General features: G+C 72.8%; 23 protein-coding genes and 1 pseudogene. 11 read left to right on the top strand and 13 right to left on the bottom strand.

Translation table 11 applies throughout. The features are described 5' to 3' along the window. Window positions 1-27: 27 nt before the first annotated feature. The 4 genes from M8I34_RS29725 to M8I34_RS29710 all read right to left on the bottom strand — a co-directional run bounded on the left by M8I34_RS29725 (window position 28) and on the right by M8I34_RS29710 (window position 4959). Window positions 28-1554 (bottom strand): alpha/beta fold hydrolase, encoded by a 1527-nt coding sequence (locus M8I34_RS29725; protein WP_250054555.1) that lies wholly within the window; start codon window positions 1552-1554, stop codon window positions 28-30. Window positions 1555-1771: 217 nt separating this feature from the next. Continuing rightward, complete coding sequence (locus M8I34_RS29720; protein ID WP_250054553.1) at window positions 1772-3061, bottom strand: nucleotide disphospho-sugar-binding domain-containing protein; 1290 nt, start codon at window positions 3059-3061, stop codon at window positions 1772-1774. A gap of 248 nt (window positions 3062-3309) precedes the next feature. After that, a complete protein-coding gene (locus tag M8I34_RS29715; RefSeq protein ID WP_250054551.1) occupies window positions 3310-4329 on the bottom strand; it encodes a methyltransferase in 1020 nt (339 codons plus the stop codon). A 159-nt stretch (window positions 4330-4488) separates the two neighbouring features. After that, on the bottom strand, window positions 4489-4959 hold the full coding sequence (locus M8I34_RS29710; protein WP_250054549.1) for a hypothetical protein: 471 nt from the start codon (window positions 4957-4959) through the stop codon (window positions 4489-4491). 112 nt (window positions 4960-5071) lie between these two features. On the opposite strand from M8I34_RS29710, the gene M8I34_RS29705 reads away from it, so the two are divergent. The 5 genes and pseudogenes from M8I34_RS29705 to M8I34_RS29685 all read left to right on the top strand — a co-directional run. Beyond that, window positions 5072-6085 carry a Gfo/Idh/MocA family protein gene (locus M8I34_RS29705; protein WP_250054547.1) on the top strand — a complete coding sequence of 338 codons (1014 nt, stop codon included), beginning with the start codon at window positions 5072-5074 and terminating at the stop codon, window positions 6083-6085. A gap of 29 nt (window positions 6086-6114) precedes the next feature. Continuing rightward, window positions 6115-7362: a cytochrome P450 gene (locus tag M8I34_RS29700; protein WP_250054545.1), complete on the top strand. Its 1248-nt coding sequence runs from the start codon at window positions 6115-6117 to the stop codon at window positions 7360-7362. 62 nt (window positions 7363-7424) lie between these two features. Then, entirely contained in the window at window positions 7425-8483 is a 1059-nt protein-coding gene (locus M8I34_RS29695; RefSeq protein WP_250054543.1) for an acetylserotonin O-methyltransferase, read from the top strand. 79 nt (window positions 8484-8562) lie between these two features. Beyond that, window positions 8563-9585, top strand: coding sequence for an acetylserotonin O-methyltransferase (locus M8I34_RS29690; protein ID WP_250054540.1), 1023 nt, complete (start codon window positions 8563-8565; stop codon window positions 9583-9585). Window positions 9586-9752: 167 nt separating this feature from the next. Further along, window positions 9753-10361 (top strand): annotated as a pseudogene (locus M8I34_RS29685) (SDR family NAD(P)-dependent oxidoreductase); the annotation flags it as partial. Window positions 10362-10459: 98 nt separating this feature from the next. Here the strand turns inward: M8I34_RS29685 and M8I34_RS29680 are convergent. Both M8I34_RS29680 and M8I34_RS29675 read right to left on the bottom strand, forming a co-directional pair. Continuing rightward, window positions 10460-11632 (bottom strand): winged helix DNA-binding domain-containing protein, encoded by a 1173-nt coding sequence (locus M8I34_RS29680; RefSeq protein ID WP_250054538.1) that lies wholly within the window; start codon window positions 11630-11632, stop codon window positions 10460-10462. A 203-nt stretch (window positions 11633-11835) separates the two neighbouring features. Next, window positions 11836-13398, bottom strand: a complete 1563-nt coding sequence (locus M8I34_RS29675) for an MFS transporter (RefSeq protein WP_250054536.1) — start codon at window positions 13396-13398, stop codon at window positions 11836-11838. A 249-nt stretch (window positions 13399-13647) separates the two neighbouring features. Here M8I34_RS29675 and M8I34_RS29670 point away from each other — a divergent pair, with 249 nt between their 5' ends. The 3 genes from M8I34_RS29670 (at window position 13648) to M8I34_RS29660 (ending at window position 16500) form a co-directional block, all read left to right on the top strand. Next, a complete protein-coding gene (locus M8I34_RS29670) occupies window positions 13648-14880 on the top strand; it encodes a class I SAM-dependent methyltransferase (RefSeq protein ID WP_250054534.1) in 1233 nt (410 codons plus the stop codon). 70 nt (window positions 14881-14950) lie between these two features. After that, window positions 14951-15532, top strand: coding sequence for a dTDP-4-dehydrorhamnose 3,5-epimerase family protein (locus tag M8I34_RS29665; protein WP_250054532.1), 582 nt, complete (start codon window positions 14951-14953; stop codon window positions 15530-15532). An 11-nt stretch (window positions 15533-15543) separates the two neighbouring features. Then, window positions 15544-16500 carry an NAD(P)-dependent oxidoreductase gene (locus M8I34_RS29660; protein WP_250054530.1) on the top strand — a complete coding sequence of 319 codons (957 nt, stop codon included), beginning with the start codon at window positions 15544-15546 and terminating at the stop codon, window positions 16498-16500. Between the two features lie 86 nt (window positions 16501-16586). Here M8I34_RS29660 and M8I34_RS29655 read toward each other — a convergent pair whose 3' ends face one another. From M8I34_RS29655 to M8I34_RS29640, 4 genes are all read right to left on the bottom strand, one after another. Then, the gene (locus tag M8I34_RS29655; RefSeq protein ID WP_250054528.1) at window positions 16587-17699 is read right to left on the bottom strand and encodes a winged helix DNA-binding domain-containing protein; all 1113 of its coding nucleotides are present in this window, start codon (window positions 17697-17699) and stop codon (window positions 16587-16589) included. Between the two features lie 66 nt (window positions 17700-17765). Continuing rightward, window positions 17766-19151, bottom strand: a complete 1386-nt coding sequence (locus M8I34_RS29650) for an NDP-hexose 2,3-dehydratase family protein (RefSeq protein WP_250054518.1) — start codon at window positions 19149-19151, stop codon at window positions 17766-17768. 4 nt (window positions 19152-19155) lie between these two features. Further along, a complete protein-coding gene (locus M8I34_RS29645; protein WP_250054516.1) occupies window positions 19156-20376 on the bottom strand; it encodes a cytochrome P450 in 1221 nt (406 codons plus the stop codon). Between the two features lie 72 nt (window positions 20377-20448). Then, on the bottom strand, window positions 20449-20997 hold the full coding sequence (locus M8I34_RS29640; protein WP_250054507.1) for a nuclear transport factor 2 family protein: 549 nt from the start codon (window positions 20995-20997) through the stop codon (window positions 20449-20451). Window positions 20998-21218: 221 nt separating this feature from the next. Between M8I34_RS29640 and M8I34_RS29635 the strand changes: the two genes are divergently transcribed. Both M8I34_RS29635 and M8I34_RS29630 read left to right on the top strand, forming a co-directional pair. Further along, window positions 21219-21722 carry a DinB family protein gene (locus M8I34_RS29635; protein WP_250054505.1) on the top strand — a complete coding sequence of 168 codons (504 nt, stop codon included), beginning with the start codon at window positions 21219-21221 and terminating at the stop codon, window positions 21720-21722. A 118-nt stretch (window positions 21723-21840) separates the two neighbouring features. Continuing rightward, window positions 21841-22872 carry an NADP-dependent oxidoreductase gene (locus M8I34_RS29630; protein WP_250054503.1) on the top strand — a complete coding sequence of 344 codons (1032 nt, stop codon included), beginning with the start codon at window positions 21841-21843 and terminating at the stop codon, window positions 22870-22872. Window positions 22873-22951: 79 nt separating this feature from the next. Here the strand turns inward: M8I34_RS29630 and M8I34_RS29625 are convergent, their stop codons facing one another. After that, the gene (locus M8I34_RS29625) at window positions 22952-23335 is read right to left on the bottom strand and encodes a hypothetical protein (protein WP_250054500.1); all 384 of its coding nucleotides are present in this window, start codon (window positions 23333-23335) and stop codon (window positions 22952-22954) included. Between the two features lie 187 nt (window positions 23336-23522). On the opposite strand from M8I34_RS29625, the gene M8I34_RS29620 reads away from it, so the two are divergent. After that, window positions 23523-24002: a hypothetical protein gene (locus M8I34_RS29620; RefSeq protein ID WP_250054498.1), complete on the top strand. Its 480-nt coding sequence runs from the start codon at window positions 23523-23525 to the stop codon at window positions 24000-24002. 54 nt (window positions 24003-24056) lie between these two features. Here M8I34_RS29620 and M8I34_RS29615 read toward each other — a convergent pair whose 3' ends face one another. Then, entirely contained in the window at window positions 24057-25298 is a 1242-nt protein-coding gene (locus M8I34_RS29615; protein WP_250054495.1) for an NAD(P)/FAD-dependent oxidoreductase, read from the bottom strand. Continuing rightward, the gene (locus M8I34_RS29610; RefSeq protein ID WP_030984744.1) at window positions 25298-25621 is read right to left on the bottom strand and encodes a 2Fe-2S iron-sulfur cluster-binding protein; all 324 of its coding nucleotides are present in this window, start codon (window positions 25619-25621) and stop codon (window positions 25298-25300) included. The genes M8I34_RS29615 and M8I34_RS29610 overlap by 1 nt, the downstream gene beginning before the upstream one ends. Window positions 25622-25661 lie beyond the last annotated feature (40 nt).

Here is a 25661-nt window from a genome sequence, read left to right as displayed (position 1 = left end):
GGGCGTGGCGAGTGGTGGGGCCGGGTGTCAGACGGGGAGGGTGGCGGCGGGCGCGGCGGGCGCGGCGGGCGCGGCGGGCGCGGCGGGCGCGGCGGCCGGAAGGTCCGGACGGGTGGCGGTTCCCGGCACGCCGGTGCGCGCGGGCGGCAGCGTGCCGTGCACGAGGTAGCGGTGGACATGGGCGTCCACCTCCGCATTGCCGGCCAGCACGAACACCTCGTGGTCGCCGGAGTCCTCGACCGTCACGAGGTGATGGCCGAGCCGTTCGGCCATGGCGACGCCGCCGGCGTAGTGGTCCATGGGGTCGCCGTCGGCCTGGACGACGAGCCCGGTCGGGTAGCCCCGACGGGTGAGGGTGACGGGACGCTCCGGCGCGGTGAAGGTACGGAAGGCGCCCACCCAGGGCTGGGCCCGCAGCACTCCGTAGCCGTAGGGGTAGCGCCTGCGGAACTCCCGCATGTCGGTGAAGTAGGTCTCCAGGTCCGTGGGCCAGTCGTGCTCCAGGGTGATGGCTTCGAGGACCCCGCAGCGCAGATCGCCCTCGCTGTCGCCGGGCCGCCAGGTGCCCTGCTCGGACAGCAGCTCGCGGGTCTTCGCCGGGTCCCCGGCCAGCGCGGCGGCCCGCACCTCCCGTACCAGGTGGCCGAGTTCGGCCCACTGCGCGCGGTCGGTCGCGCGGTTGCCCACCGCCCCGTCGAGCAGGGTGCGCACCCGGTGCCCGTCCGTCTGGCGCTCCAGGCGGGTGACCACGTCCTCGACGGTGGCCAGCACCGCCGTCGCGTCGGTGCCGAGGCCGAAGTGGCTGTGCCGCTCGCCGGCCCAGCGGGCCCAGGCGTCCACATTGCGCCGGACGGCGTCGCCCTGCCACAGGAACTGCTCGCGCCAGGTCCAGCCGGGGTGGACGCAGGAATCCAGGACGCTGCGGTCCAGGTGCCCGGGGAAGAGCGAGCCGTAGACGGCACCGACATACGCCCCGTACGCGTACCCGATGAAGTTCAGCCGGTCCTCGCCGAGGACGGACCGGATGAGGTCCATGTCCCTGGCGGTGTTCGGGGTGCTGATGTGGCGGCGCAGCTCGCCGCCGGCCCGCTCGCAGGCCAGTTCGCGGCGCCGCATGTCCTCGGCGAGCGCGTCGAAGGCCGCGTCGGGCGGGCGGGAGTCGAACGGCGCCTTGGGGAGCGTCACTTCGGCGTGCAACGGGGTGGAGGCGCCGGTGCCGCGCGGGTCGAATCCGATGAGGTCGTAGACCTCGTGCAGCGGGGTCCCGGCGAACTTCGCCGCCAGGCCCCGGCCCAGGCCCCAGTCACCGCCGGGGCCGCCGTTGACGGCCAGCAGGATGCCCCGCCGGCGGTCCGGGTCGGTGGCCCGGTGGCGGCTGAGCGCCAGGGTCAGCCGCGCTCCGTCGGGATCGGCGTGGTCCCGGGGCACTTCGAGGGTCGCGTACTCGACCGGGAGGCCGTCGTCGGTTGTGGCTGCCGTCCACCGCGGCTGCTGGGCGCGCAGGGCACGCATCGCGGAGGAAGTCGTCGGGGAGTCGGGCCGCTTGATTACCACCGGGGATCTCCGTTCTCGTGATGAGGTCAGCGTTGCGGTGGCGCCTTGAGAGGCTCTGGAACCGCTCCGGACCGGTATGCGGGACGCCCACAGGAGCCGCCGCCCGGCACCGGCCCGGCCGCGCCCGCACGACGGACAGCCGACGGGCGGACGGCGGACGGTGGACGGCGGAAAGGGACGGCGGCCGCGGACCGTTACCGGAGTCCGGGCGGCGCGTTCAGCGCGCGGCGCGGTGGAGACCGGCGAGCTTCTCCAGCACGGGCACCGTGTCGTTCGGGCTGGGCATGGCCAGCCAGTCCGCGTGCAGCCGCCGGGTGCTCTCCTGGAACGACGGTTCGGTCAGGACCCGCCAGAAGCGCGCACGCATCTCCGCCACCGACTGCTGCTGAGGATCCACCGCGAGACCCGCGCCATGGCCGACCGCATAGGCGGAGTTGGCGGCGTAGGCCACACGCAGCTCGTCCCCGACGACCAGCTGCGGCACGCGGTGGGCGACGGCCGCCGTGAAGGTGCCGATACCGCCGTGGTGAATGATCGCCGAGCAGCTCGGCAGCAGCAGGTTCAGCGGCAGATAGTCGACGGCACGGACGTTGTCCGGTAGGCGCTGCCCGGCCAGTTGGGAGGTGTCGAGGGTGGCGATCACCTCGATGTCCAGTCCGTCCACCATCTCCAGCAGCGCCGGTACGAGCACCTTGTCGTTGTCGAACATGCGCTGGGTGGCGCCCAGGGTCAGTGCGACCCGCGGACGGGCGGGCCGCGACCGGAGCCAGGACGGGACGGCTGCCGCGCCGGTGTACGGAATGCGCCGGACCGGCACGGTACGGGCGCGGCTCGGCAGCCGCATGTCGGCGGGTGTCGGGTCGAGGGTGAACTGGCCGAGCAGCAGGTCGTCGTCGACCCGCACACCGTGGCGTTCGGCTGCCGGGCGGACGATCTCGGCCACCGGGTCCGGCAGCCCCGCCGCGGCCAGCGCGGCGCGGCGCCGGTCGATGCGGTGACAGGCCCAGCCCAGGTAGTCACGCCCCCACAGCACCCGCCCGTGGGCCGCGCCGCAGGCCCGTGCGGCGACCGCGGCGGCCGGCCAGTTGGGGTCCCACAGCACCAGATCGGGCTGCCAGTCACGGGCCGCGGCGACCAGGTCGTCGACCCCGCCCCAGCCCTCCGTCGCGGAGCCGTCCGCCGGGTGGAAGACGCGCGAGGACGCCAGGGTGTAGGTGCTGACGGTGGCCCAGACGTCGGTGTCGCCGTCCTGGTCGATGTCAAGGGCCTCGGCGAGCCGTTCCCGGTGGTCCGCGGAGAGCAGATGATCGCCGACGGCCGCGGGGGAGGCGATGGTCTCCGGCGTGCCGAGCGGAACGGCGGGCAGTCCGGCGGCGGTGATGGTGCCGGTCAGGTCCGGATGCGAGGCGACGCGGACCTCGTGGCCGGCGCCCTGGAGTGCCCAGGCCACCGGCAGGGTCGGATACAGATGTGCGGTCAGTGGCCACACCACGATCAGTACGCGCATGGAGTTCCCCTTTGCTGTCCGGCCCGTTGCTGTCCGGCGCGAGTGGCGGAAGGCGTGGATCGGCCGCGCTGGGGGCCCTTCCACGACGATGCGGCCCGAGCCTCACATGCGGCCGTCGAGGGGCACTCGACTCCTCGTCGCCGTCTCCCGGCAGCCGTCCGCCCCGCCCGGTGACGCGCGTCCGGGCAGGGCGGGGGCAGGTGCGCCAAGGGCGCCGGGGAAGCGGGGCCGGGCGGCCGGCCGGCGGGTCAGGCGATGACCGCCTCGATGACCGACATCAGCGACGGTGTCGGCAGAATGCGAGTGATCTTGAACCCGGCCTTGGTGAGGATCTCCTCGAACTCCCGCTGGGTGCGCTCCTTGCCGTCGTAGACGGCCATCATCATCACGTCGATGGTCTTGCTGGCGTCGAACGCGTTGCCCGGCGGGATGACCGGGTCGACGACCAGCAGCTTGCTGTCCTTGCGCATCCCCGCGCGCACGGCCTGAAGGATGCGCAGGCAGTTCTCGTCGCTCCAGTCGTGCAGGATCGACTTGAGCAGATAGTGGTCGTGGCCGGCCGGCACCGACTCGAAGAAGTCGCCGGACGCGGTGGCCCACCGGCCCGCCACTTCCGGGTGGTCCAGCTGGTGTTCGGCGATGACCGACGCCTGGTCGTACAGCGTGCCGGTGACCTGCGGGTGCGCGGCGAGCACCGAGCGCAGCAGACCGCCGCGCCCGCCGCCGACATCGACGACGGTGGCGCCGTCGGGGAAGTCACAGCTCTGCGCGACGTGTTCGGTCACCAGGTGCGAGAAGCCCGCGGTCCCGGCGTTGAAGAGCGAGGCGGCGGCCGGGTCCGTCTGAAGGTGGGCGAAGAAGGGCGCGCCGAAGATCTCGTCGAAGGCCGTACGTCCCGTGCGGACCGTCTCGTGCAGCCGGCCGACCGGCTTCCAGTACAGGTCGTCGCCCAGCATGAGGAAGCTGTCGCGCAGGGAGCCCGGAACCCCGGCCCGGAGCAGCTCCGCCATGGGCGTGAGGGCGAAGCGTCCCTCCGCGTCCTCCTGGAACACCTGACGGGTGGACAGATAGCGCAGCACCCGGCCCAGGTGCGGGCCGTGCAGACCGGTGAGCTCCCCGAGCTCCTCGGGGGAGCGCGGGCCGCCGGCGAGGTGGTCGGCGACGCCGTGCAGGGTCACCGTGTAGAGCGCCGCCGAGTACAGAAAGCCGTTCATGTGCTCCGACAGCTGTGCGCTGAGCTCGGCGGCGTCGCCGTGAGCAGATGTCATCTTTGTCCTCCGAGGTGTACGGAAGGGCCCGCCTGCGGGCCCGGGGTGGGGCGGTGCTGCGTGTCTCCCACGGTGCCGACCGCCGCATGAGCGACGGCACAGGGCGGGTCGTACCGCGCCTGAGCGCCTGCCCGTCCGGGGCGCGGCCGGGGCGGTCCGTCAGCGGCTGCGGGTCCCGCGCGCCGCGACCTCCGCGCGCTCCAGCAGCTGGTCGTCGGCGTCGTAGACATGGGAGACCCCGGAGCTGGTGAAGGTGTCTCCCGTCTGGACGACGTGCTGCTCGATGTCCACCCAGCCCGTGAAGGTGCCGTCCGGGTCGAAGACGAGCTCGGCGAGCCGGAAGGAGAAGCGGCCGGCCCCCGTCGCGGTCCAGGTTCCGGCGCCCACACAGCCCGGCCGCGGGCCGGCCAGCAGCAGCGTGCGCCCGTTGGGGGTGAAGCGCAGGGTGCTGGTGTACGTCCCGCGCTCCAGGAGCAGCTCCTCGCTCCAGGTGCCCACCGGGGTGCTCGCCGTGGCGGTCCGGCCGGCCACCGACTGGTTCATCTCCTGTGCCTCCTCACCGCCGCACGCGGCGTCGCTGGGGGCCCAGCCTCGGGCGCGCACCTCGACGACCGCTCGAGTCACGGTCATCCGCCCCGTGCCGGACGGGCTCCGTACACGGACGAGCCGGTTTCGAGGGCGCCGCCCTACCGTCGGGCCGACCGCCCCGCCGCCGGGTGCGGCCACCGACGCAGGAGGAGCCATGCCCCCGCCCGTCCGGATCGCCGTATTGGGCTGTGCCGGCATCGCCCGCCGGCGCATGCTGCCCGCCTTCGCCGGTACGCCCGGTGTGACGCCGGTGGTGGTGGCGAGCAGAGATGCGGCCCGCGCCGCGGAGCTGGCCCGGGAGTTCGGGTGCCGGCACGTCCATGGCTATGCCGCCGCGCTGGAGGACCCGGCCGTGGACGCCGTCTACCTTCCGCTGCCCGCCGCGCTGCACGCCGACTGGGCCCAGGCCGCGCTGCACGCGGGCAAACACGTGCTGGCCGAGAAACCCCTGACGCTCGACCCCGGGCGCACGGACCGGCTGCTCGCGCTGGCCGCGGCACGGGGCCTGGTGGTCGCGGAGAACGTGATGTTCCCGCACCACCGCCAGCACACCGCCGTACGGGACCTGGTGCGCGCGGGCGCCATCGGCGAACTGCGCTCCCTGCACGCGGCCTTCGCCGTCCCGCGGCTGCCCGACGACGACATCCGCTACCGGCCCGAACTGGGCGGCGGCGCCCTCTGGGACACCGGGGTCTACCCCGTCCGGGCCGCCGTCCACCACCTCGGCGGCGGGCTGCGGGTCACCGGCGCCGTCCTGGCCCGCGGTCCGGGCCGCCGGGTGGACACCACCGGATCCGCGCTGCTGGTCAGGGACGACGGGGTGAGCGCCCAGCTGTCGTTCGGCCTGGACCACGTGTACCGCAACGTCTGTGAACTCTGGGGCACCCGGGGCCGCATCGTCATCGAGCGGGCCTTCACCCCGCCCGCCGATCTGACCCCCCTGGTCCGCCTGGAGGACGGCAGCGGCACGCGGGAGATCCGGCTCGACCCCGACGACCAGGTGCGCAACACCGTCGCCGCCTTCGGTGCGGCGGTGCGTGCCCGGCGGACCTGCCCGGACGACGGCATCCGCGAGCAGGCACGGCTGCTGCACGCCATCCGCCGCCGCGCGCAGCCGCGATCGGCGGCCGACCCGGGCTCCACCGCGGCTCCCTACGGTGCCGCCTGACGTGTCGGCCCCCGTACGGAGGTGTCCTGGTGAGTGAAGACCGCATCGTCGACCTGGCGGCCCTGGGGGAGGAGTTCACCCGGGACCCGCACCCGGTGTACGCCGAGCTGCGGGCCCGGGGACCGGTGCACCGGGTGCGGCTTCCCGAGGGCTTCGAGGCATGGCTGGTCGTCGGCTACGAAGCCGCCCGCGCCGCCCTGTCCGACCCGCGGCTCTCCAACGACTGGCGCCATGCCGCGGGCGCCGACGAGGGCGATCCGGCGGCCGCGCCGCACATGCTCATCTCCGACCCGCCCCGGCACACCCGGCTGCGCAGGCTGGTGGTCAAGGAGTTCACCCCGCGCCGTATCGAGGCCCTGGGCCCCCGGGTACGGGAGATCACCGACGAGCTGATCGACACCATGCTGAGCCGGCCCGGCGGCCGTGCCGACCTCGTGGAGGACTTCGCCTTCCCGCTGCCCGCCGCCGTCATCTGCGAACTCCTGGGGGTGCCCTACGCCGACCGGAAGGCGTTCCACGAGTGGTCCACCGAGGTCACCAAGCGCTCGGGCGGACCACGGGCCGAAGCGGCCATGGGGGAACTGGCCGGCTATCTGATGCGGCTGCTGGAGGACAAGGGCCGCCGGCCCGGTGACGATCTGCTGAGCGCGCTGGTCCGCACGACCGGCGAGGACGGCGACCGGCTGTCCCCGGACGAACTCCTCGGCATGGCCGTCCTGTTGCTCATCGCCGGCCACGAGACCACCGCGGGACTGATCTCCAACGGGATGCTCGCGCTGCTGCGTCACCCCGACCAACTCGCCGCGCTGCAAGCCGACTTCGGGCTTCTCGACGGTGCCGTGGAGGAGATGCTGCGGCACAGCGGACCGACCGGGACCTCGCTGCACCGGTTCACCACCGGGCCCGTCGACCTCGCCGGCACCCTCATTCCCGGCGGCGGGGAGCTCGTCCTCATCGGCAACACCCCCGCCAACCACGATCCCGGCCGCTACCCGGACCCCGGCCGCTTCGACATCCGCCGCGACCACCGCGGCCACCTGGCCTTCGGGCACGGCATCCACTACTGCTTCGGCGCCCCGCTCGCCCGGCTGGAGGCGCGGACGGCGATCCGGACTCTGCTGCAACGCTGCCCCGGCCTCGCGCTGGACGCCGCGCCGGACGAGCTGGTCTGGCACCACAGCGCCATGATGCGCGGCCTGCCCCACGTCCCGGTCCGGATGGTCCCCGCGCCCGCGGCCCAGGACCCGGAGGTGCACCAGGTCTCAAGCGCTCGTTGAGGGGGGTCCTGCACTGTGACGACGTCAGAAGGAGCGCTGGTGGCAGTGGAAGGGAACAGGCGATGACCGACACGGCGAGTGAGCTGGACCCGTCGACGGGGTGGGCGGGGCCGACGGCCGAGGCACCGCCGGAGGCGGCACTCATGCAACTCCTGATGGGTGGTTTTGTCACCCAGTCCCTCGGCGTGGCGGCCCGGTTCGGTGTGGCGGACGCCCTCGCCCAGGGCCCCCGGCACGTGGACGACATCGCCGCCGAGGTCGGTGCGCATGCGCCGTCCCTCTACCGGCTGCTGCGCGCCCTGGGGGACTTCGGCGTGTTCGCGGAGCTGGCGGGCCGGCGCTTCGCGCTCACCCCGGCGGGCGAACTGCTGCGCAGTGACAGCACCCCGTCGCTGCGCGGGCTGGCGGAGCACTTCGGCTCGGGCTTCCACCGGGCCGCATGGAGCGGCCTGTACGACAGCGTCCGCACCGGTGAGGCGGCCTTCGAGCGGGTCCACGGGGCGCCGCAGTTCGACTACTACCGCGGCCACCCGGAAGAGGCCGCGATCTTCGACGCGGCGATGACGTCCGTGGCCTCCGCGATCTACGCGACGCTGGAGTCCTACGACTTCGGGCGGTTCTCCACCGTCGTCGACGTCGGCGGCGGCAACGGCGCCTACCTCTCCGGCATCCTCGCCTCCTACCCGGCACTGCGCGGTGTGCTCTTCGACCTCCCCGACGTCGTGGAGCGCTCCGCCCCCGTCCTGGCCAAGGCGGGTGTCGCCGACCGGTGCGAGGTGGCGGGCGGCTCCTTCTTCGACGCGGTGCCGCAGGGCGCCGACGCCTATGTGCTGACGGCCGTCATCCATGACTGGGACGACGAGGCCTCGGTACGCATCCTGCGCAACTGCCGCGCGGCCATGCCCGCCCACGCCACCTTGCTCCTGGGCGAACCGGTGCTGCCGGACGGGCCGGAACCGTCCGTGGGCAAGCTCCTCGACCTGGAGACCCTGATCGGTACGACGGGCCGGCAGCGCACCGAAGCGGAGTTCCGCGAGCTGCTCGACCGTGCGGGGCTGCGGCTCACCCGCGTCCTGCACAGCTCGGGCCCGGACAGCCTCGTCGAGGCCGTCCCCCGCTGACCGCACACGGCACGGCACCGGCCCCGGTGCCCCGGTGGAAAAGACCTCAGCGCAACGGAAGAAGGAGTGGGATCAGCCGATGGGCAGCGACATCGCACAGGACGGCAGTCTGCAACTGCTGGAAATCAGTGAGAGCTTCATCTACGCACGGGCGCTGCATCTGGCGGCGGAGCTGAAGCTCGCCGACCTGCTGGCGGACGGCCCGCGCCCGACGGCGGAACTCGCCGAGGCCAGCGCCACCCGGCCGGCGGCCCTCTACCGCCTGCTGCGGGCGCTCGCCGGACGGGGCGTGTTCACCGAGGTGGAGACCGGCCGGTTCGGCCTCACCCCGGTCGGTGAGTGCCTGCGCTCCGACCACCCGCGGTCCGTCCGGGCGACCGTGGCGCAGGCCGGCCGGCTGACCGCGAAGACGTTCAACCACGCCGAGGAGGTGCTGCGCACCGGCGAAGGGGCGTTCACCACCGCCTTCGGGCAGCCCGTCTGGGACTACCTCCAGGAACACCCCGACGAGGGCGCGGACTTCGACACCGCAATGCACGAGCACAGCCGTATCGAACGCGACGCGATCGTGGCGGCCTACGACTTCTCCGGCACCGCCCGGCTGGTGGACATCGGCGGCGGCGACGGCACCCTGCTGGCCACGGTGCTGACGGCCCACCCGGAGACCGCCGGTGTGCTGTTCGACCTTCCGCATGTCGTCGAGCGCCACCGCATCGGCGACGCCGGGCTCACCGGCCGCTGCGAGATCGTCGGCGGTGACGTCTTCGGTGAGCTGCCCGCCGGCGGCGACCTGTACATGATGAAGTCCGTACTGCACGGCTGGACGGACCGCGAGGTCGTCAGCATCCTCACCGGCTGCCGGCGGGCGATGAAGCCGGACGGCACGCTGCTGCTCATCGAGCGGGTGATCCCCGTAGGGGACACCCCGCACTCCAGCAAGGCGTTCGACCTGGCCATGCTCGTCATGGCGGGCGGCCAGGAGCGGACGCAGGACGAGTACACGGCGCTGCTCACCGAGGCCGGGTTCCGGGTGCAGCGGGTCATCGGCACGGACTCGTCCCTGAGCATCGTGGAGGCCGTGCCCACCGGCGCCGCGCTCTGAGCCGGCCGGGACAGGGGTGCCACCGGCATGCGCCGCGGTGGCGCCCCGCGCCATGTGCGGACCGGCGCCGTGTGCCCACCGGCCCCTGCGGAGCGCGCCGGCCGCTGCCGTCACGGTGCTGAGCCAGGGACCAGCCGCGCCCTAGCGCACGGTGACAGCCTCCCTCCATGACTGCCACAGCGAAGATTTCACTGATCACCGGCGCCAACAAGGGCATCGGTTTCCAGGCCGCCCGGCGGCTGGGCGCCCAGGGCGCGGTCGTCCTGCTCGGCACCCGTGATCCGGCGCGCGGCGAGGCCGCCGCGAAGACGCTGCGCGAGGAGGGCGCCGACGCGCACGCCGTGCATCTGGACGTCACGGACGCGGCCACCGTCGCCGCCGCCGCACGGCACATCGACGAGCGGTACGGACACCTGGACATCCTCATCAACAACGCCGGGATCAACGTCGAATGGCCGGCCGGCGCCCCGAGCGAGGTCTCCCGCGACGCCCTGTGGGCGACCCTGGAGACGAATGTGTTCGGACTGGTCGAGGTCACCAACGCGCTGCTGCCGCTCCTCCGGCGCTCGGCGGCGGGCCGGATCGTCAATGTCTCCAGCGAGATGGGAATGCCCGCCTGGCTGGCCGGGTCCGAGATGCCGGCGATGACCGCGTACAGCGTGTCGAAGGCGGCGGTGAACATGCTGACCGTGCTCTACGCGAACGAACTGCGGGGCACGGCCGTCAAGGTCAACGCCTGCTCACCCGGCTTCGTCGCCACGGACATCAACCGGGGCGTCGGGGAGCGGACGGCCGAAGAGGGCGCCGAGATCGAGGTCCGGCTCGCCACCCTCGGCGCTGACGGGCCGACCGGCCGGGCCGGGGGAGGCACCCGTCACGCGTGCGGGCCGACGCCGACGGTTCCGATCGTCAGCTCGGCCGTCCCCTCCAGCACGAACGCCAGCCGCTCCACCTGCTCGTCGAGCTCCGCCCGCTGCGCGGCCGTCAGTTCGGTGCGCGGCTCGACGGTGACGGCCAGCCGGCGGCCGGACCGCCGCTGGTGCCAGACGCCGCTCACCACGCCGTCGACCAGGAGGACCGGATAGTTGCCTGCCTGGCCGCTGGGGGTCAGTGCGCGTTTCGCCATGGCTCCCGGGTAGAGCCGGTCACGCGGCTGACAGGCCACCACATAGGCGTCGAAGTACGGCAACAGCCGTACCCCGCGCGGCGGTTCCCCGGGCGTGTCGGTGTCGCCCGCGTTCACCCAGGCCGCCGTGCCCTCCAGATCGACGCGCTGGAGCGCGCCGGCCAGGGAGTCGAACAGCTCGGTGGCCCAGCGCGGTGAGACATTGAGCCAACGCGCGAAGTTCTGCGGAGTGGCCGGGCCGTAGGCATGCAGATACCGCTCCACGAGCCGGGCCAGCGCCGCCGTGCCCTCCGTGGGATCGCCACCGGTCAGATGCTGCGGGTGGGTGTAGGTCACCTTGCGGCCGCGGTTCGGGCCAAAACACAGCTGCCCGCGGTGCGAGGCGAGGGTGATGGCCTGCCGCCAGCGCGGCCACATCCCCTGGAAGGCCGGCATGACCAGATCGCCGGCCCAGGGCCCGGTGGCGGCGATGACGGCCTCGCTGAGCTCGTCGATGGTCAGTTCGGCGTCCCGCAGGGCCGACCCGACGGCCGCGACGACCTCTTCCGTCTGCTCGGGGGTCATCCGGACGTCCTTGGTGAACGGACTGGGGGAGGATGGCAGCGCGCTCAGGGCGCCCACCCACATCGGCAGATCCGCCGCCGGCAGCAGATGGACGGTGCCCCGCGGCCCGTACATCTTGATCAGCCCGGCCTCGTCCCACAGCGCCTTGCGCACCACGCTCCGGGTGAGCCCCTCGCCCCGCATGCCGATGGACAGTTCGGCGGCGCTCAGCACCTGGGCGTGCGCGCCGCACAGGGCGCCGACGATCCCGGCGGGGTCCAGATGCGGTGACGGCGCGGCGAGTGCGCTGCGCTCCAGACGCCGGGCGGAGACCGCCGGCCACCGCAGCCGCACGGCGTCGCGCGTGGTGTCGCTCATCAGTGATCACTTCCTTGTTCCTCGCGGCGCCGTCCCCGGCGGCAGACGGACTTGTGAACCTACCCATCCGGACTCGTGGCCGCCTGGACCGGCGCTCGAACCGCGGGTCCGTGTCCCGGGACAGCACGACGGCCGGCCCGAGCCCCGGGAGGGGCCACGGGCCGGCACGGGCGCATGTGGCGTCAGCCGACGCTGTGCGTAGGTCAGTTCGTGGCGGGCGCGGCCTCGCTCCGCTGCGCCGGCTCGTCGTCGGCCGATGCGGCGCCGGAGGCGGCGGCCGTGTCCCCGGCGCCGTCCTCGGCGGGCGGCGCGAACTGGGCCTGCGCGGCCTTCGGCAGGGCGAACATCAGCAGGAATGCCAGCGCCATCCCGCCGATCACCCACCACAGCGAGTGGGTGAACGCCGTGATGAAGGGCGCGCCGCCGGTCGGGGCCGGCTTCCCGGCGTCGTCCACGACGTTGAAGAAGGCCACCGACGTCAGACCGAGGCCGAGCGACAGGCCCACCTGGTTGATCGTGTTGATCAGCCCTGACGCGGAACCGGCGTGCCGGCCGGGTACTTCGGACAGCACCGCACTGGTCAGCGGCGCCATGATCATGCCGAGGCCGCAGCCGCCCACGATGAGCGGGAGGGCGATCTGCGCCGGAGTGACCTCGGTGCCCTGCTGATGGGCGATCCAGCCGTAGAGCCCCAGCCCGACGATCATCAGCAGCGCCCCGGCCTGGAGCACCTTCCGGCCGAACCGCGGTACGAGCTTCGGCACGGCGACCATGGCGACACCGGCCATCGTCGCGCCGAAGAGCAGGCTCGTCAGCGCGGCCCGCAACGGCGTCCAGCCCAGGCCGACCTGCATATAGAGCGCTCCGGTGAGGGAGAACAGGCCGAAGGAGGTGCCGAAGGTCAGCTGGACGACGATGCCGGCCGCGAAGCTCCGGATGCGGAACAGTGAGAGCTCCAGCAGCGGGGAGGCGTCCTTGCGGACCTTGGTGCGCTGGTGCAGGACGAACAGCACGAACAGCACGATGCTGCCCGCCATGGAAGCCAGGCACCAGGCCGGCCAGCCCAGGTCACGGCCCCGGGTGAGCGGGAAGAGCAGCATGAACAGGGCGAGCGTGACGAGGGTGACGCCGGCCAGGTCCAGGCGTGGCGCGCTGGGCGCCTTGGATTCGCGGACGAAGCGGTGGCCGAGGATCAGCCCGGCGATCCCGATCGGCAGGTTGACCAGGAAGATCGGGCGCCATTCGAGACCGAAGAGGTTCCACTCGGTCAGCAGGGCGCCGATGACCGGGCCGGAGACCGCGCCGATGCCGCAGACGGCACCGAACATCCCGAAGACCTTCCCGCTCTCCTGGGGAGCGAAGGTGACATGGATGATCGACAGCACCTGCGGGACCATCATGGCGGCCATCCCGCCCTGGAGCACGCGGGAGATGATCAGCATGTCCGGGCCGGTCGCCAGGCCCGACAGTGCGGACGCGAGGGTGAAACCGGCCATGGCGAGCAGGAAGACTTTCTTGCGCCCGAAGATGTCGCCGAGCCGGCCACCGGTGACCAGGCCGACGGCGAACGCGAGCGTATAGCCTGCCGCGATCCACTGAATGGACGTGTAGGAAGCATCGAGGTCCCGCTGGATGCTCGGGATCGCGATGTTGATGATCGTCGCGTCGAGCAGATCCAGCAGGGTAGCGGTCAGTAATACGGCCAGTGCCATCCAGCGCCGGGCATCCGCGACCGGTTCTGCCGCTGTTTCGCGGGCGGAGCTCATGGGCCTCTCCTGATACGGGGGTTTGGGCGTGTCTACCGAGCCTGCTGTACCGCGCTAGAGCCGCGCTCGGGTGCCGCCGGAGCCGGGGGCTCCGCCTCCGCTCCACGGGGGCAGGGCAGCGGCGGCCGGCCGCGGGCCCCTGGGGACGCTGGTCTTCAGCGACGCTCCACGGGCGTTCGAGTCCCGTCCACGACGGTGGGTCCCGTCCGAGCCGGCCCGGCTCGCCGTTCGACGCGCCCTGGAGGACGAATGGTCATCGATGCCTGCCGCATCTGCGACAACCGCACGCTGTTGCCCGTGCTCGACCTGGGCCCCTCCGCCCTCACGGGCGTCTTCCCCGCGACGCCGGAACAGCAAGTACCCACCGTCCCGCTGGAGTTGGTGATGTGCTCGCCCGACGGCTGCGGCCTGCTCCAGCTGCGGCACACCGCCGACCTGGGGCTGATGTACGGCGAGCACTACGGATACCGCTCCGGCATCCGGCCGTTCATGATCGAGCACCTGCGCGGCAAGGTGGCGGCGATCACCGATCTGGTCGAACTCGCCCCCGGCGACCTGGTGCTGGACATCGGCAGCAACGACGGCACCCTGCTCGGCTGCTACCCCCGCAACGGTCTCGCGCTGGCCGGCATCGACCCGTCGGGCGAGAAGTTCCGCGCCTCCTACCCGCCGGACGCCGAGCTGGTCACCGACTTCTTCTCCCGGCAGGTCTTCACCGAAAGGTTCGGCACCCGGCGCGCCAAAGCGGTCACCTCCATCGCGATGTTCTACGACCTCCCGCGCCCGCTCGACTTCATGCGGGACGTCGCCGCCGTCCTCGATGACGACGGCGTGTGGGTCATGGAACAGAGCTATATGCCCGCCATGCTGGAGGCCAGTGCCTATGACGTGGTCTGCCACGAGCACCTGGAGTACTACGCGCTGCGGCAGATCGAGTGGATGGCCGAGCGCGCGGGGCTCGTGGTCATCGGCGCCCGGCTCACCGACGTCTACGGCGGCAGCCTCTCGCTGACCCTGGCCAAGCAGGGCAGCCGGCTGCCCGTCGACCACACCGCCCTCGCCCGCATCCGCGCCCACGAGCGGAAGCTGGGACTCGACACCCCGGCCCCCTACGAGGCGTTCGCCCGGCGGGCCGCCGACTCCCGCGACCAGCTGGTGGAGTTCCTCGCGGACTCCCGCAAGGCCGGCCGGCTGACCGTCGGCTACGGCGCCTCCACCAAGGGCAATGTCATCCTCCAGTACTGCGGACTGGGCCCGGACGACCTGCCGTGCATCGGCGAACCCAACGAGGAGAAGGCCGGCTGCTTCACCCCCGGCACGGGTATCCCGATCGTGTCCGAGGCCGACGCCAAGGCCCTCGCACCGGACCAGCTGCTCGTGCTGCCCTGGATCTACCGTGACGGCTACGTCGAGCGCGAAGCCGCCTTCGTCGCCAACGGCGGAAAGCTGGTCTTCCCGCTCCCGGAAATCACCGTCCTGTGAGGGCGCCGACCGCACCGTACGGGCCGTCCGCCCTCGGCCCGACGCCCCGTCAGGAACGGTGGTGAGCCCCGTGCGCACCCGAGAGCTCGCCGTGTCCGGCGCCTTCGAGTTCACCCCGGAAGTCCACGCCGACCGGCGGGGGATGTTCGTCTCGCCCTTGCAGGAGGAGGCGTTCCTCGCCGCCGTCGGCCGTCCCTTCCCCGTGGCCCAGACCAACCACAGCAGATCGGCCCGCGGGGTGCTGCGCGGTGTGCACTTCACCACCGCGCCTCCCGGCCAGGCCAAGTACGTGCACTGTGCCCGCGGCCGGGCCCTCGACGTGGTGGTCGATCTGCGGCTGGGATCACCGACGTTCGGCGCCCGGGACACCGTGGAGATGGACGAGGGGACCTGCCGGGCCGCCTACTACCCCGAAGGCGTGGGGCACGCCTTCCTCGCCCTGGAGGACGACACCGTCATGTCGTATCTGGTGTCCACCGGCTACCGGGCCGAACGGGAGCTGGCCCTCGACCCCCTGGACAAGGAGCTCGCCCTGCCGTGGCCGGCCGGCATCGACTTCGTGCTCTCCGGCCGGGACCGTGTCGCCCCCGGCCTGGCGCAGGCCACGGCCCAGGGACTGCTGCCCCGCTACGCGGACTGCGCACGGGTCTGACGGAGGCCTCGATGACCACGACAGACATGCCCCGCCGGGTCGCGGTCCTGGGCGCCACCGGATGTGTGGGCAGGCACCTGTGCGCGGCCTTCGCGGCCCGGGGGACGGACGTCGTCGCGATCGCCCGCCGCGACGCCCCGCACCTGCGCCCCCATCCGTTCCTCTCGCTCGACCTGGCCCGATGCACGGGGGCCGGGCTGGCCGCGATCCTGGCGGACGAGGGCGTCGACACGGTCGTCAACGCCACCCTCGGCTGGGGGAGTACGCCCGAGGAGATGGCGCACTCCAACGTCCGCCCGGTGGAACGGCTGCTGGCCGCCCTGCCGCGGCTCCCTGACCCGGTCCGGCTCGTGCACCTGGGCACCATCCACGAGTACGGCCCGGTTCCGGCCGGCACCTCCCTCGACGAGGACGTCGTGCCGCGCCCGGCATCGCTGTACGCCCAGGCGAAGCTGACCGCGTCGCGCCTGGTGCTGGACGCCGTCCGCCGCGGGGAGGTCCAGGGCTCCGTGCTGCGGCTGACCAACACCGTCGGACCGCACCCGGCAAGGGAGAGCTTCTTCGGGGCCCTGGCGGCACGGCTGCGGCGGACCGACCCGGCCGAAGGGCTGGATGTCACGGTGGCCGCGGCCCGCCGCGACTATGTCGATGTCAGGGACGCGGCCGACGCGGTGCTCGCCGCGGCCGCGGCCCGGTCCGCCGAACCGCTGCTGAACATCGGCCGGGGCGCCGCGGTGGACATCCACACCATGGTCCGCACCCTGATCACGGTCAGCGGGCTGCCCGCGGACGCGGTCCGGGTCAGCGTCGACGACGTGGCCAGCCGCAGCGCCGGCGCGGACTGGATCCAGGTGGACCGCTCCCGGGCCGAGCGGTCCCTGGGCTGGCGCCCGCGCCACGCCCTGGCCACGTCGTTCCGCGATATGTGGGACACCGTGGGCGCCGCGGACGGCCCGTACACCGCCTGACGGAGGGCCCGTACACGGCCTGACGGACGGCCGGTGCGGGGAGCGGTGACCGCTACGCTGGGGTCACCGGCTCCCCGGTGCGCAGCTCAGCCGATCAGGACCTGGCCCGTCGCGGGCACCGCGCGCCTGCGTCCCGCGGTGCCCGCTCCGCCGGGCCCCGGCAGAAAGCCGAGCAGTGCTCCGGCCTCCTCCCGTACCTCGGCCGCCTCGTCCGGCGCCAGCGGCCGGAAGGGTGTGACCTCCAAGGTGCCGTCCCGCCACGACCAGATGCCGCGCACGAAACCGTCGACCAGGAACACCGGGCGCACCTCGCTGCCGGTGATCACCCGTCGGCGGTCCTCGTCGTCGATCACCCGCGTCCGGTCCGCATGGCCGAGGACGAGATTGTCGAAGGGCGGCAGAAAGCGCACCGGCGCGGGCCGGTCCGGGTCGGCGAGCGGAGCGCCGGGCACATCGAACAACTCCCGGCCCGAGGAGTCGTGGTACACCCGCAGCCGCGACCGCATCCCGTCGACCACCGCCCGCAGCCTGGTCAGACCGCACCACGCCTGGATGTCCCGCACCCCGGCCGGCCCGTAGGCCGCGAGATAGCGCAGGATCACCTCGTCGACGCGGGGCAGCTCCGCCATCGGGCGGCCGAGCCATTCCTCCGCGAGGACCACCGGAGTGGCGCCGCGGTGGCCCCAGACGCCGCTGGGCGGCGGGTGCACATGTGCCACCAGCGACTGCACGGCATAGGCCAGGGCGAGAGCGTCCCGCCCGGGGAACCGCGCCGCCAGCGCACGGCCCAGCTGCGGCCGGGTGAGCCCGTCGCCGCTCATCAACTCCCGTCCGGCCCGGACGAGTTCGGCCGTGTCGAGTCCTTGGATGGCCCGCCCGAACGCGCCCTGGCGGGCCTTGCCCAGCACCGGGGCCAGCAGCGGATGCAGCGTACGGAAATCCTCCGCGCGCACCAGGTGCTGGGTGTTGCGCTGGAGCTTGGCGCGGACGACGGAGCGGTCGTGCAGCAACGCCGTCAGTCCGTCGTGCCGGAAGTCCGCGAGCCGCGCCCACAGGCCCACATAGGGCGCGTCGGGCTCCTGGCCCTGGAGGCCCATCAGATGGCCGACGGTTTCGAGGGGCGTGCGGGTGGCGCGGTCGAGCAGTAACTGCCGCTCCAGATAGGTGCGGTTGAGCGTGCGCAGGGAGAGCTGGGACATGCGCCTCATTGTTGCCGCCCGTACTCGACCGGCACTCGAGGCCGCGCCGCCCCGCCGGGGGTGCGGTCAGTCCTGGAGGCCGGCGGCGCCGGTGGTGAGCAGCGAGAGCAGGCTGCGTGCCTGGACGTTGAGGTAGTGGCCGTGCCGGACCAGCGCACCGAGCATGCCGGGCGTGACCCAGCGGAAGCCCGGCGGCAGCTCCTCCGGCATGTCGTCCGCCGCCTCGACGAGCAGATAGCGGCTCTCGGCGTGGAGGAAGCGGCCGCCCTCCTCGGAGTGGACCGCCGCGTACCGGATGCGGCCGGGCCCGGCCGCCAGCACCGTGTCGAGGAACGGCGGCCGGTCCCCGGGCGGCAGAGCGGCGTGGTTGCCCGGTACGCACTGGACGGTCGGCCCGAGCTCGACGGTGTCGAGGAACCCGCCCTCCACCCGGGCGTGCACGAGTACTTGGGGGACGCCTCGGACACGACGGGTGAGGAAGGCGGTGACACCGAGTCCGCACGGCTCGATCAGGGGCTGGCTCCAGCCCGCCACCTCGCGGCTGCCCGCCTCGACGGCCACCGCCACCACACGGAAGTACCGGCCGTCCGGGCGCTCGATCGTGTCCGGCCCGCGCCGCCAGCCCGCCACCGCGTCCAGGGGGATGCGCTCGGCGCCGACCGTGTGGCGGGAGCGCTCGGCGGTGAACCAGGACAGCAGGTCCGTGTCACCGTACGGGGCGCCGGGCCCCGGAGCGCCGCCCGTGGGTACGCACGCCAGGACCGACCGGGCATCCATGTTCACGACGTTGTCCCGGCGCAGCAGCCGGCCGATCTGCCCCAGTGTCAGCCAGCAGAAGTCCTCAGCCACCGGCACCTCGTCGCGGGTTTCGACGATCATGTTCCGGTTGCTTTTGCGGAAGAACCAGGAGCCGTGTTCGGACTGGAGCACATCGGCCACCACGCTGCCCGGGGCGGGCCGCAGGAAGTGGTCGAGGTAGCGCACCGCGGCGCCGCGGTGCACCTTGGTGTAGTTGCTGCGGGTGGCCTGCACGGTCGGCGACAGCTGGAGCAGATTGCGGTTGCCCGGTTCCATCTTGGCCTGCATCAGGAAGTGCAGGACACCGTCGAACTCCTTGGCGAGGATGCCCAGGATGCCGACTTCCGGCTGTTTGATGACGGGCTGCTGCCAGTGCGGGAAGGGCCCGGTGCCGACCGAGACCTGGAGCCCCTCCACGGTGAAGAAGCGCCCGCTGTCGTGTTGCAGGTTCCCGGTCCCGGGGGCGAAGGACCACCCGGTCAGCGCCGCGAACGGGATGCGGCGCACCGCGAAGCGGTGGGAGGCGTGACGCTCCGCCATCCAGTCGGGGACCTCGGCGGTACGCAGCCACGAGCCGGCCTCGGTCACCGCGGCGGAGCGCGCACAGCGCTCCGCGAGATCCGCTGCCGTACGGGAGGGCGTGGCGGTGGCCATGGCCTCAGGCCCCCCAGGTGACCGGAAGGCTGGTCAGGGTGTGGTTGATCTCGCCCGTGTGCCAGGGGAGTTCGCTCTCCGGAACGGCCAGCCGCAGATCCGGGAAGCGCCGCACCAGCCCGGCCAGGGCGATCTCCATCTCCATCCGGCCGAGCTGCTTGCCGAGGCAGTAGTGGATGCCGTGGCCGAAGGAGATGTGCGGATTGCGGCCGCGGGCCAGGTCCAGCCGGTCCGGGTCGTCGAAGACCGACGGGTCGCGGTTGGCGGAGGCCAGGGACAGCAGGACCGGCTCGCCCGCGGCGATGTGCACGCCGCCGATCTCCAGGTCCTCGACGGCCATCCGCGGGAATCCCGAGGTGTCGGTGGCGAACAGGTTGACGTGCCGCAGCAGTTCCTCGACGGCGTCCGGTATCCGGCTGTGGTCCTCGACGAGCGCGCGCCACTGGTCGCGGTGCCCGGCCACCAGCGCCAGTACGGAGTTGGCGAGCTGGTTGGCGGTGGTGTCGAAGCCGGCGCCGATCAGGGTGAAACCGAAGGTCACCAGCTCCTGTTCGCTGAGCCGGTCGTCGTTGTCCCGGGCCGCGATCAGATCCGAGAGCATGTCGTCGGAGGGCTCGGCCCGCTTGTCGGCGATCAGGCCGACGATGTACTCGTTCAGCTTGGCCAGGCCGGCCAGCGACTCCTCGCCGCCGGCCCGGTCGTCGACCGTGGCGAAGGCGCGGGCGTAGGTCTCGAACTGCCGCAGATCCTCGCGCGGGACACCGAGCAGTTCACCGATGACCGTCAGCGGCAGCGGCACCGTCAGCTGCTGCACCAGATCCACCGGGCCGCCGCGGTCCGCCATGTCGTCCAGCAGCTCGTCGGCCACCTTCTGCACACCGGGCCGCATCTGCTCGACCCGCCGCGTGGTGAACGCGCCGACCACCAGCTTGCGCAGCCGGGCGTGTTCGGCACCGTCCAGCGAAATGATCATCTCGGGCGTGGTCGTCATCGAGCCGCCGATCCGCGGCGCGCCGGGCTTACAGGTCTCCGCCCTGCTGAGCCGGGGGTCGGCCAGCGCGGCCCGGACGTCCTCGTAACGGGTGACCAGCCAGGCGTCCACACCGCCCGCCGTCCGCACCCGTACCACCGGCGCTTCGGTGCGCAGCCGGGCGTAGTGCGGGGCCGGGCCCTGATAGGACGAGCCGGGGAAGGGGAAAGCGTCGGAAACGGGGCAGGCGGACAAGGGGCACCTCCGCGGTGTGCGGCCTTCTCGGAACGGATCGGACCAGGGGCGGCCGGCAGCCGGCCGGGCTGCTCAGGACGGGTTGTGGATCTTGTCGGCCCAGGCGGGAGAGTCATGTGTGACGACGCGCGAACGGGTGTACAGCGCACCGTCGATACGGACCAGGACGTCGTCCACGACGGTCGTCGGCTCGAAGCTGACCTTGCCCGCGGCGTCGGTCATGCTCACGATCGCCTGGTAGCGCACCTTCAGGGTGTCCTCGCCGACCGGCTCGATGTGCATCCGGTCGAACCAGTACCGGTAGACCAGACCGTCGTAGTACGAGACGTTCTGCTCCCGCGCCTCGCGGGCCGAGATCTCCTCGACGAGCGGCCGCTCCGGGTCCCCCCGGCGGGCCTGCATCTCGGTCAGCAGCTGCCGGCGGCCTTCGAGCTTCCAGCCCCCGGGACGGTGCTCGATCGAGCCGTCCTCGGTCAGGGTCTCCAGGAACTCCTCCAGCTTCCGGGCCTCCAGGAGCGGCATCTGCCGTGCGTAGAACTGCTGCACCTCGACATACAGATCCGCGGTCACCCGCTGCACGGTTGTCTGCGATACCTGGGACACATCGGCTCCTTCGGTCATGGCGCGCCACCGTCGCCGGTCGGGTCTGTGGCGCCGTCCACGGTGACCGGCCGGGCTGGACGCGTCCTGGAGAGGCGCTAGGGCGGGACTTTTCGGACACGCCCCGGGGCGGGCGCGTCGTACGGCGCCGCGTGTCCCCGGCCGGACCTGCGACGTTGTGCAGGCCGTACCACCAGCACGGACGAGAGGCGATCGGCATGCCGACACCGGCGGACCCGCGGATGGATGAATGTGAAGAGCTGTTGGCCGCCTGGCAGGAGCACCGTGCGGTGCTGCGCCGGGCGCTCGCCGGCCTCACCGAAGAACAGGCGCGCAGCACCCCCAGCGTCAGCACACTGTCGCTGGCCTCGCTGATCACCCATGCCGTGCGCGGAGAGCCGGAGTGGATCCCGGTCATCGCCGGCCGGGGGGCCGACTGGCTTCAGCGCGACGGACAGGCCGAGTTCGAGGTGCCCGCGAGCGCCACGGTGGCCGGTCTGCTGGCCGAGCACGAGCGGGTGGGCGCGGAAGTGGCGCAGGCGGTACGGGCCGTCAAGGACTTCGACGAGCGGGTGCCGATGCCCAAGACCCCGTGGGGCCCGCAGGACGAGCCGCGTACCGTCCGGTGGATCCTGCTGCATCTGATCGGGGAGGCGGCCCGGCACGCCGGCCATGCCGACGTCATCCGGGAATCCCTCGACGGCGCCAACGCCTTCGACCTCCAGCAGGCCGCCCCCGGCGCATGACGGTCTCCCGGCCCGCCGCCCCGCCCGGCGCTGCACCGGCGCCCGAGGCGGCCGCGAGCGGGCCGGGATATCCCTGGGGAGGTTTTTGCCCAGGCTGCCGACGGCACGGAGGAGAGTCATGAGCGCTGGTGTGGGTCCCGGCATTCCGCAGAAGGCGCGGGAAGTACGGCTGTCCGAGCACTTGGAGGGTGAACTGACCCTCGGCCACTTCGACATCGTCGAGGTCGAGGTGCCGGAGCCGGCCCCCGGCGAGGTCCTGGTCCGTACGGACCATCTGCCGCTGGCGGCGGCCTACCAGGATCTGATGCGGGCCGACTGCCCGCTGCCGCTGCCCCCGTTCCAGGTCGGCGAGCGGCTCGGAGGGGGCGCGCTGGGCACGGTGGTCCGGTCCGCGAGCCCGGACCTGGCCGTCGGCGACATCGTGCAGTCGATGACCGGCTGGAGCGAGTACTCCTGCGGCCCGGCCAACACGTACTTCAAGGTCGACCCGGACCTCTTCCCGAGCCCGGTGTACTACCTGAGCCAGGGCCCCACCGCCTACTACGGCATGGCCGACATCGCCCGGGTCGGCAAGGGCGACGTGGTGTTCGTCTCCGGTGCCGCCGGCGGTGTGGGCTCGCTCGCCGGGCAGATCGCCAAGTGCCGGGGCGCGGCCCGGGTGATCGGCAGTGCCGGCAGCAAGGAGAAGGTCGACTACCTCGTCGGCGCACTGGGCTTCGACGACGCGTTCGACTACCACGACGGCCCGGTCGTCGACCGGCTGCGCGAGCTGGCGCCGGACGGCATCCATGTCTTCTTCGACAACGTCGGCGGCGAGCAGTTCGAGGCCGCGGTCGAGGTCGCGGCCCCGCATGCGCGGTTCGCGCTGTGCGGCGCGCTGTCCGCACAGAACGGCGCACAGGCTCATCCCCGGCTCGACCTCATGACGGCCATCACCAAGCATCTGGAGCTGCGGCCGTTCGCGACGTACCACACGCCGGAGCAGATCACCCAGTGGACGCGGCACTTCGCGATGTGGGTGGCCGAAGGCACCTTCGTCTTCCCGCACACGGCCGTCGAGGGCGGCATCGAGGCCGCACCCGCCGCCCTGATGTCGCTGCTCAAGGGTGCCTACCGGGGCAACGTCGCCCTGCACCTGGCGCACGCCTGAGGACACGCTGAACGACCCGTGGGAAAGGGGGCGGGCACCGGAGATCCGGTGCCCGCCCCCCTTCCCACGCGCGCCCCCGCTACCCCCACCGGCGCGCGATGACCGCCACCGGCACGCGGTACCTCAGGACGCCGTGCGCGTCATGGACGCGGGACACCCCGCAGCTGGTGAACACCGCACCCCGGAACACGGCCGTCTGGTCGATGTCCACCCAGCCCCGGAAACGGCCGTCCGCGTCCCACAGGGGCTCGGAGATCCGGTAGGAGAACGCCGACGCCCCCGTGGCGCTCCACGAGCCGCAGCCCGCGGTGCCGGAGAGCAGCAGGGCCGAGCCCCGCTCGGTGAAGACGAAGGTGCTGGCGGAGGTCTCCCTGGGCCGCCGCACCAGCGCCCGCCAGGTACCGGCCGCCGCCGGCCGGAGGGTGCGGTCGTCGTGGTCGGGGTGGGTGCGGGGGAGCAGCATCGGTCCTCCTCGGGGTCCAGGGCGTGTCTTTCGGATCAGCCCGGGGCCGCCAGTGTCCCGATGTCGTCTCGCGCCCGGCTGGAGCGCGGTGCGTGCAGCGCGCTTCGAGCGCCCGTCGAGGCGGTGGCCGCAGCCTGTCCCGACCGGTTCACCACAGCACACGCGCGCCGCGCGGGGGAGGAACAGCATGAAGCGTTCGGCAGACACAGGGAGACGCCGCAGGACGCCGGCCGTCGTGGCGGCGGCCGTCCTGGCCGCGGTGCCGATGACCGGTACGTCGACGGCCGCCGCCCCGGCCGAAGCGGGTGCCCCGGCCGCGGGTGCCGGGCGGGCGGCCGCGGCAAGTCCGGTCGGGCGATGGGCACTGAAGGTGTCCTTCGAGGGCCATACCTACGACAGCACCGTGCAGTTCACCCCGGGCGGTACGGCGTTCATCGTGGGCGGCGGCGCGGGCCGCTGGAGCCGGACCGGGGACGGGCGCTTCACCTTCCGGATCGCCGAGCCCATGTGGAGCGCACAGGGCGACTACCTCGGCCGGGTGAGCGTCGACCAGAGCGCCCGGCTCACCGGTGACACCTTCACCAGCAGCGGGGTCTCCCGGCAGTACGACGCCGACGACGTGCTCACCCGCAGCGTGCAGGCGCACGACACCGGCACCCGTTCCTGATCACCACGGCGCAGGGCCCGCCCCCGGCAGCGGAGGCGGCCCTGCGCTGTGGCGTCACACGGTGGCGGCCTGCTGAAAGGCCTTGAAACCGAATCCGGGCCGCGCCGCCTCTTCGGGGGCCGGCAGCGGACCTCCCGCGCCCATCAGCCGCCGGGTGATCATGTGGTCGGCCGGCTGGTTCACCGACTCGGTGGCGAGCAGCTGCCGGCCCCGGTAGCAGAGCAGGGAGAACCGGCCGGTGCTCGGATCGCCGACGGTCACCACCTTGTCGTGGCCGTCGCCGAGCCCGGCGATCTGCAACCGCAGCCCGTACTGCTCGGTCCAGAACCAGGGCAGCGCCGTGTACGGCCGGGGATTCCCGCAGAGCGTGGCCGCCACACACCGCGCCTGGTCGGCCGCGTTCTGCACCGATTCCAGGCGGATCGGGCGCCCGGTGTGCGGGCCGGGGAACCGGGCACAGTCGCCGACCGCATGGACGGCGGGGTCGCTGGTGCGCAGGTACGCGTCGACGAGGATGCCGTCGTCCACCGCCAGACCGGCGTCGGCGGCCGGCCCGACCTCCGGCAGCGCGCCGATGCCGACGACCACCAGGTCCGCCGCGATCCGCTCCCCGCCGTCCAGTTCGGCCTCCCGCACCTGGCCCGCGCTGTCGCCGCGCAGGGCCGTCACCTGGCGGGAGAGCAGCACCCGGACGCCGTGCGCCCGGTGTTCGGCGAGCAGATGCGCCGACATCGCGCCGCTGACCGAACGCGCCAACAGGCGGGCCCCGGCCTCGAGGACGGTCACCTCCAGCCCGGCCGCCCGTGCCGTCGCGGCGACCTCCAGCCCCACGAAACCGCCGCCGATCACCAGCAGATGCCCGGCGTCGCGCATTCCGTCGCGCAGCCGGCCGGCGTCCGCGAGGGTGCGCAGGGTCAGCACCCCGTCCAGCCCGGCGCCGGGAACGGGGAGCCGGCGGGGGCGTGCGCCGAGGGCCAGGACCAGGTGCTGATAGCCGAGGGAGCGTCCGGACGCGAGGAGGACGCGGGCGCCGGCCCGGTCGAGGCGCACGGCCGGATCCCGGCCCACGAACTCGATGTCCTGGGCGGTGTGGAACGAGGCGGGGCGCAGGGCGAGATCGGTTCCGCTGCGGGTGCCGGCGAGGAACTGCTTGGACAGCGGGGGCCGTTGGTAGGGCAGCACGCCCTCGGCGCCGACCAGAGTGATCCGCCCGCCGAAGCCCTGGGACCGCAGCGCGGCGGCGGTGTCCGAGCCGGCCTGCCCGGCACCGATGACGACGACCGACGGCGCCGCCATCAGCTCTGGGTCTCCGGCAGATGCACCACGAGCCCGTCGATCTCGTCGGAGACCGGCAGCTGGCAGCTCAGGCGGCTGTTCGCGCGGCGCGGGGCGGCGGTGCCGTAGAGGACGTCGTCCTCGGACTCGTGCATCTCGGGCAGCGGCAGCGCGTTGGCCTCGTCGATGTACACATGGCAGGTGCCGCACTGGGCGGAACCGCCGCACTGGGCCTCTATCCCGTCGATGTTGTTGATCTTCGCGCCGCGCATCACGGTGTTGGGCACCGGGACGTCGACGACGGTCTCGGTTCCGTTCGGATGCCGATAGGTGATCTTGGCCATGGAGCTCTCCTCGTCGGATGTCGGCCGGCGGACAAGCGTG

The sequence above is a fragment of the Streptomyces sp. MCA2 genome, from assembly GCF_023544705.1.
Taxonomy (GTDB): Bacteria; Actinomycetota; Actinomycetes; order Streptomycetales; family Streptomycetaceae; genus Streptomyces; species Streptomyces decoyicus.
Note: the sequence above shows the minus strand (reverse complement) of the source record. Positions and strands in the feature narration are given on the sequence as shown.

Bases quoted from the DNA above. Each gene is read 5' to 3' on its own strand.
- M8I34_RS29705 (WP_250054547.1), top strand. From the start codon at position 5,072: ATGCCCCCGCCCGTCCGGATCGCCGTATTGGGCTGTGCCGGCATCGCC.
- M8I34_RS29630 (WP_250054503.1), top strand. From the start codon at position 21,841: ATGAGCGCTGGTGTGGGTCCCGGCATTCCGCAGAAGGCGCGGGAAGTA.
- M8I34_RS29640 (WP_250054507.1), bottom strand. From the start codon at position 20,997: ATGACCGAAGGAGCCGATGTGTCCCAGGTATCGCAGACAACCGTGCAG.
- M8I34_RS29620 (WP_250054498.1), top strand. From the start codon at position 23,523: ATGAAGCGTTCGGCAGACACAGGGAGACGCCGCAGGACGCCGGCCGTC.
- M8I34_RS29635 (WP_250054505.1), top strand. From the start codon at position 21,219: ATGGATGAATGTGAAGAGCTGTTGGCCGCCTGGCAGGAGCACCGTGCG.
- M8I34_RS29655 (WP_250054528.1), bottom strand. From the start codon at position 17,699: ATGTCCCAGCTCTCCCTGCGCACGCTCAACCGCACCTATCTGGAGCGG.
- M8I34_RS29695 (WP_250054543.1), top strand. From the start codon at position 7,425: ATGACCGACACGGCGAGTGAGCTGGACCCGTCGACGGGGTGGGCGGGG.
- M8I34_RS29670 (WP_250054534.1), top strand. From the start codon at position 13,648: ATGGTCATCGATGCCTGCCGCATCTGCGACAACCGCACGCTGTTGCCC.
- M8I34_RS29710 (WP_250054549.1), bottom strand. From the start codon at position 4,959: ATGACCGTGACTCGAGCGGTCGTCGAGGTGCGCGCCCGAGGCTGGGCC.
- M8I34_RS29680 (WP_250054538.1), bottom strand. From the start codon at position 11,632: ATGAGCGACACCACGCGCGACGCCGTGCGGCTGCGGTGGCCGGCGGTC.
- M8I34_RS29615 (WP_250054495.1), bottom strand. From the start codon at position 25,298: ATGGCGGCGCCGTCGGTCGTCGTCATCGGTGCCGGGCAGGCCGGCTCG.
- M8I34_RS29720 (WP_250054553.1), bottom strand. From the start codon at position 3,061: ATGCGCGTACTGATCGTGGTGTGGCCACTGACCGCACATCTGTATCCG.
- M8I34_RS29690 (WP_250054540.1), top strand. From the start codon at position 8,563: ATGGGCAGCGACATCGCACAGGACGGCAGTCTGCAACTGCTGGAAATC.
- M8I34_RS29625 (WP_250054500.1), bottom strand. From the start codon at position 23,335: ATGCTGCTCCCCCGCACCCACCCCGACCACGACGACCGCACCCTCCGG.
- M8I34_RS29610 (WP_030984744.1), bottom strand. From the start codon at position 25,621: ATGGCCAAGATCACCTATCGGCATCCGAACGGAACCGAGACCGTCGTC.
- M8I34_RS29675 (WP_250054536.1), bottom strand. From the start codon at position 13,398: ATGAGCTCCGCCCGCGAAACAGCGGCAGAACCGGTCGCGGATGCCCGG.
- M8I34_RS29660 (WP_250054530.1), top strand. From the start codon at position 15,544: ATGACCACGACAGACATGCCCCGCCGGGTCGCGGTCCTGGGCGCCACC.
- M8I34_RS29650 (WP_250054518.1), bottom strand. From the start codon at position 19,151: ATGGCCACCGCCACGCCCTCCCGTACGGCAGCGGATCTCGCGGAGCGC.
- M8I34_RS29715 (WP_250054551.1), bottom strand. From the start codon at position 4,329: ATGACATCTGCTCACGGCGACGCCGCCGAGCTCAGCGCACAGCTGTCG.